Origin of the sequence: Kitasatospora sp. NPDC002551 (genome assembly GCF_040296005.1) — a bacterium.
In the GTDB taxonomy this organism is placed as follows: domain Bacteria; phylum Actinomycetota; class Actinomycetes; order Streptomycetales; family Streptomycetaceae; genus Kitasatospora.
Genome location: NZ_JBEOWI010000070.1, coordinates 23,131 through 34,456, shown reverse-complemented (window position 1 = coordinate 34,456; position 11,326 = coordinate 23,131). Strand labels below are relative to the sequence as shown.

Genomic DNA, 11,326 nt, shown 5'->3' with positions numbered 1-11,326 from the left:
GGCCGCCGGGGCGGGCGCGCCGGCCGCCGGGGCGGGCGCGCCGGCCGCCGGCGTGGAAGCCGAGGTGTGCTCCACCGGCTGCGGGCCCCCGGTCAGCCCGTCGGGCCCGCAGGCGGTCAGGGCTAGGGCGGCACCGGCGAGCGCGGCCGGGACGAAGAGGGTACGGCGAATGGACATGACGGATCCCCGTAGGAGCGAAGGGCTGCTGGAAGAGGGCGGTCTGCGCCGCGGTGGGCGCCCCGCCGGGCAGTACTCTGACCCGCCGTCCGTCCCACCCGCCACCCCCTCCGGCCGATCCGGCACGCTGGAACGATTTCACCCCCTCCGACCTGTGGAAACGTGCGAGCCTGGAACGGCGGGGCGGAACGTTCCAGGGGCAGCGGAATTCGGTGGCGGCCCGGCCCGGGGTCGGCCAGGGTGGGCCCATGACCGATCGTGCGAACTTTGTCGTGGTCCGCGAGGACGGCGCGTACGAGCTGTACCTCTCCCGGTTCGGTGCCGTGGGGATCGACCTCGACCTGCTGGCCGGGCCGGTACGGACGCTCTCGACGCTCCGCCACATGAGCGCGGACGGCTGGTGGCTGGACGACGTGCTCTGCCAGGGGGCGGCACTCGTCGACCTGCGCCGGAGGGTCCTGCTGCTGTTCGCCCTGGAGGGGCCGAGCACCGTGCTGCGCCACCGCGCCGCGGCCCTGGAGCTGCTGCGGCGGGCCTGGGCGGGCTGGGAGGTGCGCTGGGCGTACGACGGCAACGCGGAGTTGCGGGCCCACCTGGGGCTGGACCCGGAGTTCGTCCGCGACCGTGGGTGCGCGGCGCTGGCGGGGGCGTTGCTGGCACCCGAGGACGAGGAGTTCACGGACCCGGAGCCGATGGTCGCGGTGGCGACGGTCGGACCGGACCGCTGCCACGTGGTGGCGAACACCGGTGACCACCCGGTCCGGGAAGGGGTCGCGCTGCTCGACCGGCTGGCGGCCGCCCCGGAGCACGGGGTGTGCCGGGTGGCGGCCGAGGCCGGGATCCATGTCGATCCGCTGCGGCGCCAGGTGGGGTGGTGGACGCTCGGAGCTGTGCCGGAGGCGTACGGGACGCCTCGCCGGTGGCCCGGGTGGACGGTCGTGTTCTGGCAGGACCGCTGGGAGGAGCACGTCCGGGCGGCCGGTGGGCGGTTCCGGCCGCCGGCGGTCGACCGCGAGCGGGCGTCGGCCGAGGTCAGGGCCGCCGCCGGGGCCCGGCGGCGGCCCTGATCCGGCCGGTGGTGGGCGGGCCGGTCAGTCCCACCAGAACGACCACCGCCGGGCGGCGATCAGCTGCTCGGCGTAGGCGGTGAGGGTCTCGGCGCCCTGGAGGACCTGGTCGGGGCAGAGCGCCATGTGCTCGGCGGCGATCGGGAGTGCCTCGTCGAGCGTGGCGGGCGGCACCGGGACGCTCAGCTCCAGGGTGCTGAAGCCCGCTTCGACCACCTGAGCGCCGAAGCGGCGTTCCCAGTCGGCGAGCACGGCGGCGATCTTCGCGCTGTCGTTCTCGTGGTTGACCGGGCCGCTCCAGCCGCACGCCGCCAGGGCCTCGGCGCCGCTGCCCGCCCGGACCAGGCCGAGGCGGACGTTGCGTCCGATCTGCAGCACCTCGGCGAGATCGCGGGCCTCGGTGTCGGCGGCGCCGCCGGCGAGCACGGTGGCCGGGGCGAGGCCGGGCCAGGCCGAGCCGTAGGGCGCCAGGATGTCGGACCCGCCGGCCTCGTCCTCGTCGGCGGCGCACTCCGCCCACCAGCCGCTCAACAGGGCGGCCGGGTCGTGCTCGGCGAGCTCGGAGGCCTCGTCCGGGAAGAGTTCGCCGGACAGCCACGGGCGGACCTCGGGGCCGTCGTCCAACGGGCTGAGCAGCAACGGCCACAGGCCGCTCTGCGGGTGCAGACGGTGGAGCCGGCCCCACAGCACGGGCGGGGCGAGGTCGTCACTCACCCACATCAGCGCCTGGTGCCCCTCCCCCTCGTCACCGGCGACCAGGCGTCCGGACGGCAGATCGACGGGGAGAGCGGAGACGGCGTGGGCCAGGTCGGGGGACTCGATCATGCGGACACCGTAGACGCGCGGTCCGACACTCGCCGTCGAGGGCCATGACCGGAGGTCAGAGGATGTCCCGGCGGCGCTCCTCGACGATGACCTCGTCGACCGCACGCCCTCCGAGGTGGCGCCGCCGGCCCAGCACCTTCGCGTAGACCACGACCCCGATGAAGCCGGCCGTCATGAGGACGACGCCGACCACGGTCAGGTTGACGCCGGAGACGTGCCAGTCCACGCCGAACGCGAGGACCGCTCCGATCGCGAACAGGATGATGCAGCCACCCAGGCCCATGGTTTCCCTCCGTCGTCGAGTCCGGCCCCGCCGTCGTCGGCGGGCCGCTCCGCCGTCTACCCCGGTTCACCGGGGCGATGCCCGCCGGTTGCGGCCGGACCGGGAGGTCCGGGGCCGGGACGTCCGGGGCCGGGACGTCCGGGGCCGGATGCACCGGGAGCGGGCTGCCGGGCCGGGGGGGGGGACACGGCCCGGCAGCCCGATTCGTGCCCGGCTGCCACCACGCGGGCGGCCCGCCGGTGTCCGGGACCCACCACCGCGAGGGCCCCGGACACCCCGGGCGGAGCCACCACTCGCCGGGATACGGCGGGCGGCGGCGCGCGGAACCCACGGGGGGAGGTGGACCAGTGCGCCGGCCGCCCACGACCGCCGGGTACCCCCGTTCACCGGACCCATGCACCGGACCGTGCATCAGGACCGTGGCCGGGGCCGGCGGGCTCCGCCGGTCGCCCGGTCGGCGCAGTACGCTGGACGATCGGTGTACTCCGGACGGGAGGCGACAGTGGCGACGACGACTCGGCCGAACCGTGAACTGCACACGATGGGCGAACTGTTCGCGCCGCCGGGCGAGCCGGGGCCGCCCGAGGTGCGGGCCCGGGCGCGGAGGGCGGTGGCGGCGCGGGCCCGGGACGCCGAGGACTGCCGGCTGCTGCTGGACGCCCTGGGGCTGCTCGAACACGCGGCGCCCGCCGAGGAGGGCGGCCCGTGACCCACCGCCCGGCGCGGTGCGGCGGCGGGCCGGCCCGGGCGGGGTGGTCCCGTGGGTGGAGGCGGTGTGGTCCTGCGGGTTGACGGGTGCGCGGCACCGGGCGCCGTATCGTCGGTGGTATGAGCCGAGGACTTCAGCAGGCCGCCTATCTGCTGGCTTTCGACACCCGGGCACAGCACCCGCAGGACCGCGCCCGGGCCGGGTTCCTGGTGCGGGCCGCCGCGCTGGCCGAGCTCGCCGAACGGGGCGCGGTCGCCGAGGACGGGCGGGGCCGGGTGCGGGTGGTGGAGGCCGGGACCACCGGGGACGCGCTGCTGGACGCGCTGCTCGCCGAGGTCGGCTGCGCGCCGCGCAGTTGGAAGGCGTGGATCAGGCGCGGCCGCGAGGACACCCTGGAGGCCGTGGAGGAGCGGCTAGCGGTGCTCGGCGTGCTGACGGTGGCGGACCGCGACCCCTACGGGGCGGTGGTGCCGCGACGGCCGGTGGTGGTGGACGACCCGCGCGAGGCGCTGGACCTGCAGGCGCGGGTGGCCGGGCTGGTGCGCGGTGACGGTCCGCCCGCCGGGGCGCCGTTCGCCGACCTGGTGCTGGCGGTCCTGGCCGCCCACGGGCACCTGCGCCTGGTGCTCCCCCGGCACGACCGCAGGGCCCGGTCCGAGCGGATCGCCGCGCTCACCGACGAGCTCGCGGCGCGGCTCGCCGACCGGGCCCCGGGCCTGGTGCGGGCGATGGCGGGGCTGAACCTGACCATGGTCGCCGCCCAGGGCGGGATGGGCGGCGGCTGAACACCCGGCCGGACGCTCGACGGCCGTTCGGATGCCCGATGGACGTCCAGATGTTCGAGAGCGAGGTCGGCCACCGCGAGGGCCGACTCCGGCAACACGGGCCCACCGCCCCGGAAGCGCGGCGTCCGGTGTGCGAAGGGACGGGACCCCGGTGCGGCGGGCTTCGCGGCGGGCGGCGGTGGGCAGGGTCCCGGGCGGACGCAGGCCGCGAGGAGGAGGACGGGATGAGCCAGGACGAGAGCGTGCGGACGGCGGGTACCGGGGGCGGCGGCGAGGAGGACGCCCTGCGGCGATCGGCCGCCTTCCTCGTCGACGAGGCCCTCGGTTTCCTCTTCCCCGCCGCCCTGCGGGCCGCCGCCGACGTCGGGGTGGCCGACCACCTGGCGAACGGCCCGGCCGCGCCCGCCGAACTCGCCGCGGCGACCGGCACCGACGCCCGCAACCTCCACCGGGTACTGCGGCTGCTCGCCACCCGCGGTGTGGTGGCGGAGGACGAGCAGGGCCGCTTCACGCTCACCGAGGCCGGGCAGGCGCTGCGCGGCGACGTCCCGTACTCGGTGCGCACGGCCGTCCAGATGCTCACCGACCGCACCATGTGGCGGCCGGCCGGGGAGCTGACGCACTGTCTGACCGAGGGCACCACCGCGTTCGAGAACATCTTCGGCATGCCGTTCTTCGACCACTTCGCCAAGGACGAGCGGACCGCCGCCGTCTTCCACGTCGGCATGGCGGCGATGTCCGACCAGGAGAACGCGCCCATCGCCGCCGCCTACGGGTTCCCGCCGGACGGCACGGTGGTGGACATCGGCGGCGGCCACGGCGGCCTGCTGCTGGAGGTGCTGCGCCGCAACCCGGGCCTGGAGGGCGTCCTGTACGACCGCTCCCACGTCCTCGCCGGGAACCGGCTGGGCGCGCACCCGGAGATCGCGGGCCGCTGGACGGCGCGGGAGGGCGACTTCTTCACCGCCGTGCCCGCCGGCGACGTCCTGATGCTCAAGCGGATCACGCACGACTGGGACGACGAGGCGTGCGTGACCCTGCTCGGCCACTGTGCCCGGGCGCTGCGCCCGGGCGGCCGGGTGCTGGTGCTGGACGCCGTGGTCCCCCCGGGCAACGCGCCCCACCAGTCCAAGGACCTGGATCTGATGATGATGGCGTCGCTGACCGGCCGCGAGCGCACCGAGGCCGACTTCGCGGAGCTCTTCGCGCGGGCCGGCCTGCGGCTGTCCCGGGTGATCCCGGCGCCGGCCGTGCTGTCGGTGGTGGAGGCGGTCGCGGCCTGAGCGGGACGGCGCCGGGCGCTCAGCCCCGGCCCCGGGTGCGCCGGACCGCTTCGAGGAAGCCCGCGGTCGAGGGGCTCGGCAGGGGGCGGGCGTACCGCCGGGCGAGCGTGTCCAGGGCGGTCGGCTCCGTGGTCCAGCCGTGTCCGTCGAGCCACTCCCGGGTGCCGGGGCCGAGGCCGCCGCGCCACAGGTCGGTGAGGTGGGCGAGCGAGGGCTCGTACGGCGTGGCGGTCACGTCCCGGCCCTGCTCCAGCAGCAGGCGGCTGCCCGGCGCGGCGAGGGCGGCGACCGCGGTGAGCAGTCCGGCCGCATCCTCGGGCGCGAGGTAGACCAGCAGCCCCTCGGCCAGCCAGGCCGAGGGACGTGCGGGGTCGAACCCGGCGTCGACCAGGCGGTCGGGCCAGTGCGGCTCCAGCAGGTCGGCGGGCAGGACGGTGCGCCGGCTCCTCGGCTCGGCGGCGAGGGCCGCGAGGACCTGCTCCTTGAAGGCCAGCACCGGGCCCAGGTCGAGTTCGAACACCCGGGTGCCGACCGGCCAGTCGAGCCGGTGGGCGCGGGTGTCGAGGCCGGCCGCGAGCAGCACGATCTGGTCGGCGCCGGCGGCCAGCAGACGGTCGTCGTAGAAGCGGGTGCGCAGGACGCCGTGCGCGACCAGGGTCCTGGCGAGGCCGCTGTCCGGGCCGGAGGCGGGCAGCGGCACGTCGGCCGCGGCGGCGAACGCGGCGGCGTACGGGTCGACGAAGAGCGGGTCGGGGCGGGAGCTCTCGTAGGCCCGCACCAGGGCGACGGACAGGGCGGTGCGGGAGACCGGGCTCAGCGGTTCGGGGGTCGTCATGGCCGGCAACATACATCGCCACCGATGCATCTGTGAAGATGTATTCTGCCGGCATGGACGGCGTGCAACTCCTCAGACTCGGCAAGCGGTTGACCGATCTCGGCCGCGACATGATCATCGACCCGGCCTCGGCGCACCTCACCCCCGGCGAGATCGCCGTGGTCGCCGACGTGTACCGCCATCCGGCGACCTCCGCCCGGGAGATCCAGGCCCGGACCGGCTTCGCGCAGAGCCATGTCTCGGTCTCCGTCGGCCGGCTGCGCGAGCGCGGACTGCTGGACGCCGCCGACGACCCGCAGGACGGGCGGCGCACCCTGCTGACCGTCTCCGACTGGGCCCGGCAGACCATTCGCGAGCACGTCGCCCGGCCCGCGGAGCCGGTCATCGCCAAGGCCGTCCCGGATCCGGACCGGGCCCGCCGGGTCACCGAACTCCTCGACGAGCTCGCCGCCCTGCTGCTGCCCTGACGCCCCGCAACCGACCCGCGACAAGTCCGGGCACGCGTGTCACCCGGCAGCCGGGGAGGCGACCGGGTGACACATGTGCGGGTGGATCAGGTGCGGGTGGATCAGTCCCCGGTGGGGCGGCGGCGCGAGACCACGACGAGCGCCGCGCCGGCGGCGACGGCCGCGGCGGCGGCGCCGGCCTCCCAGCCCAGGCCGTCGGCGCCGGTGGCGGCGAGCTGGCCGGAGCGGGCGACGGTGTCGGCGGTGGTGCCCGTGGTGGCCGCCCGGGCGGTGGTGCCGCCGGTGGTCGTGGTGCGGTCCGCGGCCTGGACCGCCGCCGGGGCGGCCGGGGCGGTAGCGGTGGGCTGCGGCGCCGGGGTGGTCCGCGGCTGCCCGGTCGGGCGGTCGGTGGGCCGCTCGGTGGGCTGCCCGGTGGGCTTCGGGGCGGCCGCGTCGACGGCGCGGGCGGCGGCCCAGCCCTGCTCCAGGAAGGCCAGCACGGCCTGGTCGTCGCCCTCCAGAGCGGCGAGCGCGGCCTTCCTGACGGCCGGTCCGCCGTTCTCGGCGATCTGCGACACCTTCACCCGGTTGTCGCTCACGCGCGCCGCCGCCAGCCCGGACTCCAGGAAGCGGCGCCGGCCGGCGGCGTCGCCCTCGAGCGCCTTCTGGGCGGCGCTGCGGGCGTGCGGGCCGGTCTGCGGGTCGGCGAGGACGCGCTCGATCTCGGCCCGGTCGTCCTCGGCGCGGGCCGCGTACTGGCCCTCCTTGAGGAACTTGACGATGTCCGCGTAGGTGCCGGAGAGCGCGGCGCTCGCGGCCCGCTGCAGGGCCGGACCGGCCGTCCCGAGCATCCGGGTGACCTCGACGCGGTCGTCGTCGGCCTGCACCTTGGGGAGTTCGACCTCGAAGAAGTGGCGCAGTGCCGCGGGCGTGTTGATCCGCAGGGCCTTCTCGCCGGCCTCCTTCACGCCCCGGCCGGTCTGCGGCCGGCCGAGGAGCCGCACCAGCTCCAGGCGGTCGTCGGTGGCCTGGGCCTGGTAGCGGCCTTCCTTGAGGAACGCGACCAGGCCCTCGTAGGAGCCGCCGCGCAGGGCCGCCTTGGCGGCCTCCTTCACGGCCTCGCCACCGGTGGCGAGGAACTTGGTGACCTCGACACGGCAGTCGATGTACCGGGCGTCGTGGAGACCGACCTCCAGGAAGTGCCGCAGGTCGGCGGCCGTTCCGGCGAGGGCCTTCTCGGCGGCCTCGCGCACGGACACGCCGCTCTCCTTGTCCGCGAGGATCTTCTGGACCTCCGCGCGGTCGAGCTCCTCCTGGGTCGGCTCGCCCTCGGAGACGGTGTCGGACCCGGAGACCCCGGCGGGCTGGGGGGCGTCCGCGGCGAGGGCCGTCGACGGGAAGAGAACGGCAGGGGTGAGGACCGCGGCCGCGACGACGGCGGACACCCGGGGAAGCTTCATCCGGCAGAACCTGCTCTGTGCGAAGAGTCTGTGAACGCACAAATCATAGATCCATCCGGATGCTTGTCATACCGGTTTGATGATCAGTCCGATAGTGCCCGCCATGGTGCTTTTGACGCGGTTGGGGGCGGTGGCGGCCGACGTGTCACCGATGTCCGGGCCGGCGGTCGGCCCGGGCCGCCACCGGCTCAGGCCGCCTTGAGGCGGTACATCGTGGCCTTGTCGCTCGGGCTCGTGCCGTAGCTGCAGTCGTGGCTCAGGGCGGTGCCGTAGGAGCTCCAGCCGTTCGGCACCGAGCACGCCCACAGGCCGTCGACCGGGGTGCGCAGGCGGTAGGCGGGCCTGGTCGTGCCCGGGGCGAGGCTGCACTGGGAGAGGTTGGTGACGAGGTCGTGGACGAAGCCGCTCGCCGTGACGCAGGAGACCAGCCCGTCGGCCGGCACCCGCAGCCGGTAGGAGGCCGACGAACTGCCCGGCGCCATGCTGCAGTTGCCGCTCATGGTGGTGCTTTCGTAGACGAAGCCGCTCGCCCTGACGCAGGAGACCAGTCCGTCGACCGGGGTCCGCAGGTGGTACAGGGGCGTGGTGCCGCACGAGGAGGAGGAGACGATCTGGTCGTAGACGTAGCCGGCCGGCACGGAACAGGACCAGGTGTTGTCCAGACCGGTCACGGTGGCGGCGGCCTCCGGGGCGGCGGCGAGCGCCGGCACCAGGGCGGCGGAGGCCGCCAGCACGGCACCGGCGGCGGCGCGGACGGAACGGGCACGGTCGGCGGAACGGGAAGCGGTCATCGTCTCACTCCTCCAGCTCGGCGCCGCACTTCGGCGCACGACCGTCCTTCTACCAGTCCCTCCGAGGGGCGCGGGGGCCGCTCCGGCGCGACCGGTCCGCCGCGTCCACCGCTCGTCCAGTCGGCCCCTACGCCGGAGCCGTCGCGGCCCGGCCGCCCGGCGCGGCGGGCAGACTGGGCCCGTGAACGACGATGACATCGACGGCGACGAGGAGCGGCGGCGGGTTCCCGCCGAGCTGCGCGGATACCTGGAGGAGCTCGTCCGCCGGGTGCGGGCGGTGTGCGGGGCACGCGTGGTGAGCGTGGTGGCCGTCGGATCGGTGGCGCTCGGGGACTACCGGCACGGCCGCAGCGACGTGGACGTGGTGGTGGTCCTTGAACCGGACCTGCCGGGCTCGGCGCTGACGGAGCTGGCCCGGGAACTCGCCCACCCCCGCCTGCCGTGTCCGGCGGCCGGGCTGGAGCTGGTGGTGTACGGCGCGGACGTCGCCGCGAGCACCTCGGGCGGTGCGGGGTTCCTGCTGAACCTCAACACCGGCCCGCTGCTGGCGGAGCGGGCGGACCGGGACCCCACCGGGGCGGCGGCCTTCTGGTTCGTCATCGACCGCTCGATCGCCCACCGCGCCGGGGTCACCCTGTGGGGCGCACCGGCGCGGCGGGCGATCGCGGAGCCCGCGCCCGCCGGGGTGTTCGCCGCGCTGCGGGCCGCCGTGCGCGAGCACGCCGACGGGGCGGGCCACCTGGCGGACAACCGGGTGCTCAACGGCTGCCGGGCGGTGGTCTTCTGCCGCACCGGCCGGTGGCGGGCCAAGCGGGCGGCGGCCCGGGAGACCGCCGCCGCCGAGCCCGGCTTCCGGCCGCTGCTGGAGGCCGCGCTGCGCAGCTTCGAGCGGCCGCGCTCGGCCGCCGACGCGCTGCCCGCCGCCGAGGTACGGGCGTTCCTGGCCTGGGCGGGCGAGCGCGTCGAGGAGGCCGCCGCGGCGGCCGGCGGGTGAGGCCGCCGGCTCAGACCTGCCGGGTACAGCCGCTGCGGGTACAGAACTCCTGGGCCAGCAGGGCGTTGTTCTCGTCGTACATCGCGACGTAGACCCGCTGGACGCCGCCGGCGACCGCGATCCGCAGCGAGGCGCTGAGGGGCTGGTTCGCCCCGCCCGCGTACGCCCACGGGCTGCAGACGGTGGCCGACTCCGCGCCGCCGTTCACCCCCACGACGCAGACCCGGCGGGCGCCGCTCGCCGCGTGGACGGCCCCGGTCACGGAGGCGGTGTAGCCGTCGGTGAAGTGGATCGTTCCCGAGGTCGTGCTGTTGCCGTAGGCCATGCCGAAGGGCATGTCCACGTCGTTCACGGTGGCCTGCGCCGGCGCGGCGAAACCGATGGCCGCCGTCGCGGCCGCGGCCAGCACCATCAGGGGCTTGCGCATGACTCTTCCTCTCCGTCGGACGAACAGGGTGCGAACAGGAGCTTCCGCCATGCTAGTTTCGCGGCCGGCCGTGAACACGTCATGGCGCGCCCACGGGGAAGTCTTGAAGGATCCTCAGCCCGGTCCGGGGCGACCGGTGGCGGCCAGGAGGGTGTCGAGGTCCACGATCCGGTAGCCGCGGTCGCGCAGGCCCGTGATGACGGCGGGCAGCGCGGCGACGGTCTGGGAGCGGTCGCCGCCGCCGTCGTGCAGCAGGATCACCGAGCCGGGGCGGACCCGGCCCAGGACGCGCTCGGCGATGGCCGCCGGACCGGGCCGCGACCAGTCCTTGGCGTCGACGTCCCAGAGCACCGTGATGAGCCCCAGGGCGTCGACCGTGCGCAGGAGTTGCGGGCTGCGCCCGCCGTACGGGGGGCGCAGCCAGCGGACCGGGCGGTCGTCGCCGCAGGCCTCGGCGAGCACCTCGCGGGTGCGGCCGAGCTGCAGGGCGAGTCCGTTCGGGCCCACGTCGGGCAGGTAGGCGTGGGACCAGGTGTGGTTGCCGAGGGTCCGGCCCGCCCGCGCGATCCGGCGCACCACGCCGGGGTGGGCCAGGGCGTTCAGGCCGATGCAGAAGAACGCGGCCGGGGCGTCGTGGCGCTCCAGCACGTCCAGCACCCGCGGGGTGAACTCCGGATGCGGGCCGTCGTCGAAGGTCAGCGCCACCAGCGGCCCGGCGCCGTCACCGCCCGCCAGCATCCGTCCCGCGCACACGAGTTGCCGCTCCACCGGGGCGCTCGCCCGGTCCGCCGCCGCGATCTCCTCCTCGCGCCCGCTCATCGTCCACCCCCCGGAGGGCAGGGCGGCCAGGGCCCCGGGGCGGGAGCGGCCGAGGTCGGCGAGCGCCTCCGCGGTGGCTCCGCCGTCGGCCAGGACCGGCGGATCGGCGCGGAGCACCGGGATCCCGGCGGCCGCGAGGGGCGCGTCCAGGAGGCCGTTGGCGCTGTCCACGACCACGGTGAGGCCCTCGGGGGTCCGGTCCGCGAGTTCGGCCAGCCTGGCCACCGGTCGTCCCCAGTCGCAGCGTTCGAGCACCTCGACGCCGCCCGGCCCGGCGATCCGGTAGCCCTCACGCGTCACTTCCACACCCGCGAACCGCACCGTGCTGCCCCTCCCTGGGAACGACTCCCCCCGCAACGACTTCCCCGGGCCTCGCTTCCCCGGCCGAACGCGGCCGGCGGACGGCCCACGGGCACCACACGGCC

Annotated in this window: 13 protein-coding genes; 6 read left to right on the top strand and 7 right to left on the bottom strand. The window is 76.0% G+C overall.

Features of this window, described 5'->3' with window-relative positions; genetic code table 11:
* Window positions 1-425 precede the first annotated feature (425 nt).
* Entirely contained in the window at window positions 426-1,244 is an 819-nt protein-coding gene (locus tag ABT093_RS35850) for a hypothetical protein (protein WP_350571460.1), read from the top strand.
* 24 nt (window positions 1,245-1,268) lie between these two features.
* On the opposite strand, the gene ABT093_RS35845 is transcribed toward ABT093_RS35850, so the two are convergent.
* Window positions 1,269-2,069, bottom strand: coding sequence for a DUF4253 domain-containing protein (locus ABT093_RS35845; protein ID WP_350571458.1), 801 nt, complete (start codon window positions 2,067-2,069; stop codon window positions 1,269-1,271).
* A gap of 55 nt (window positions 2,070-2,124) precedes the next feature.
* A complete protein-coding gene (locus ABT093_RS35840) occupies window positions 2,125-2,352 on the bottom strand; it encodes a DUF6458 family protein (RefSeq protein ID WP_350571456.1) in 228 nt (75 codons plus the stop codon).
* 502 nt (window positions 2,353-2,854) lie between these two features.
* On the opposite strand from ABT093_RS35840, the gene ABT093_RS35835 reads away from it, so the two are divergent.
* From ABT093_RS35835 to ABT093_RS35825, 3 genes are all read left to right on the top strand, one after another.
* On the top strand, window positions 2,855-3,061 hold the full coding sequence (locus tag ABT093_RS35835; protein ID WP_350571454.1) for a hypothetical protein: 207 nt from the start codon (window positions 2,855-2,857) through the stop codon (window positions 3,059-3,061).
* A gap of 119 nt (window positions 3,062-3,180) precedes the next feature.
* Window positions 3,181-3,846 carry a GPP34 family phosphoprotein gene (locus tag ABT093_RS35830; RefSeq protein WP_350571453.1) on the top strand — a complete coding sequence of 222 codons (666 nt, stop codon included), beginning with the start codon at window positions 3,181-3,183 and terminating at the stop codon, window positions 3,844-3,846.
* 224 nt (window positions 3,847-4,070) lie between these two features.
* Window positions 4,071-5,129 (top strand): methyltransferase, encoded by a 1,059-nt coding sequence (locus ABT093_RS35825; RefSeq protein WP_350571452.1) that lies wholly within the window; start codon window positions 4,071-4,073, stop codon window positions 5,127-5,129.
* Between the two features lie 19 nt (window positions 5,130-5,148).
* Here ABT093_RS35825 and ABT093_RS35820 read toward each other — a convergent pair whose 3' ends face one another.
* Window positions 5,149-5,964 carry an SAM-dependent methyltransferase gene (locus tag ABT093_RS35820; protein WP_350571450.1) on the bottom strand — a complete coding sequence of 272 codons (816 nt, stop codon included), beginning with the start codon at window positions 5,962-5,964 and terminating at the stop codon, window positions 5,149-5,151.
* Between the two features lie 53 nt (window positions 5,965-6,017).
* Here ABT093_RS35820 and ABT093_RS35815 point away from each other — a divergent pair, with 53 nt between their 5' ends.
* Window positions 6,018-6,431: a MarR family winged helix-turn-helix transcriptional regulator gene (locus tag ABT093_RS35815; RefSeq protein WP_350571448.1), complete on the top strand. Its 414-nt coding sequence runs from the start codon at window positions 6,018-6,020 to the stop codon at window positions 6,429-6,431.
* Window positions 6,432-6,532: 101 nt separating this feature from the next.
* On the opposite strand, the gene ABT093_RS35810 is transcribed toward ABT093_RS35815, so the two are convergent.
* Both ABT093_RS35810 and ABT093_RS35805 read right to left on the bottom strand, forming a co-directional pair.
* Window positions 6,533-7,870: a hypothetical protein gene (locus ABT093_RS35810; RefSeq protein ID WP_350571447.1), complete on the bottom strand. Its 1,338-nt coding sequence runs from the start codon at window positions 7,868-7,870 to the stop codon at window positions 6,533-6,535.
* Window positions 7,871-8,058: 188 nt separating this feature from the next.
* On the bottom strand, window positions 8,059-8,661 hold the full coding sequence (locus ABT093_RS35805) for a hypothetical protein (protein ID WP_350571445.1): 603 nt from the start codon (window positions 8,659-8,661) through the stop codon (window positions 8,059-8,061).
* 181 nt (window positions 8,662-8,842) lie between these two features.
* On the opposite strand from ABT093_RS35805, the gene ABT093_RS35800 reads away from it, so the two are divergent.
* The gene (locus ABT093_RS35800) at window positions 8,843-9,655 is read left to right on the top strand and encodes a nucleotidyltransferase domain-containing protein (RefSeq protein ID WP_350571443.1); all 813 of its coding nucleotides are present in this window, start codon (window positions 8,843-8,845) and stop codon (window positions 9,653-9,655) included.
* 10 nt (window positions 9,656-9,665) lie between these two features.
* On the opposite strand, the gene ABT093_RS35795 is transcribed toward ABT093_RS35800, so the two are convergent.
* Window positions 9,666-10,082, bottom strand: a complete 417-nt coding sequence (locus ABT093_RS35795; RefSeq protein WP_350571441.1) for a hypothetical protein — start codon at window positions 10,080-10,082, stop codon at window positions 9,666-9,668.
* A gap of 114 nt (window positions 10,083-10,196) precedes the next feature.
* Window positions 10,197-11,207 carry a polysaccharide deacetylase family protein gene (locus tag ABT093_RS35790; RefSeq protein WP_350571440.1) on the bottom strand — a complete coding sequence of 337 codons (1,011 nt, stop codon included), beginning with the start codon at window positions 11,205-11,207 and terminating at the stop codon, window positions 10,197-10,199.
* Between the last annotated feature and the right edge of the window lie 119 nt (window positions 11,208-11,326).

What these genes read in the sequence shown, in the direction of transcription:
- ABT093_RS35815 (WP_350571448.1), top strand. Translation starts at nt 6,018, where the DNA reads ATGGACGGCGTGCAACTCCTCAGACTCGGCAAGCGGTTGACCGATCTC.
- ABT093_RS35795 (WP_350571441.1), bottom strand. Translation starts at nt 10,082, where the DNA reads ATGCGCAAGCCCCTGATGGTGCTGGCCGCGGCCGCGACGGCGGCCATC.
- ABT093_RS35825 (WP_350571452.1), top strand. Translation starts at nt 4,071, where the DNA reads ATGAGCCAGGACGAGAGCGTGCGGACGGCGGGTACCGGGGGCGGCGGC.
- ABT093_RS35840 (WP_350571456.1), bottom strand. Translation starts at nt 2,352, where the DNA reads ATGGGCCTGGGTGGCTGCATCATCCTGTTCGCGATCGGAGCGGTCCTC.
- ABT093_RS35830 (WP_350571453.1), top strand. Translation starts at nt 3,181, where the DNA reads ATGAGCCGAGGACTTCAGCAGGCCGCCTATCTGCTGGCTTTCGACACC.
- ABT093_RS35820 (WP_350571450.1), bottom strand. Translation starts at nt 5,964, where the DNA reads ATGACGACCCCCGAACCGCTGAGCCCGGTCTCCCGCACCGCCCTGTCC.
- ABT093_RS35810 (WP_350571447.1), bottom strand. Translation starts at nt 7,870, where the DNA reads ATGAAGCTTCCCCGGGTGTCCGCCGTCGTCGCGGCCGCGGTCCTCACC.
- ABT093_RS35845 (WP_350571458.1), bottom strand. Translation starts at nt 2,069, where the DNA reads ATGATCGAGTCCCCCGACCTGGCCCACGCCGTCTCCGCTCTCCCCGTC.
- ABT093_RS35850 (WP_350571460.1), top strand. Translation starts at nt 426, where the DNA reads ATGACCGATCGTGCGAACTTTGTCGTGGTCCGCGAGGACGGCGCGTAC.
- ABT093_RS35805 (WP_350571445.1), bottom strand. Translation starts at nt 8,661, where the DNA reads ATGACCGCTTCCCGTTCCGCCGACCGTGCCCGTTCCGTCCGCGCCGCC.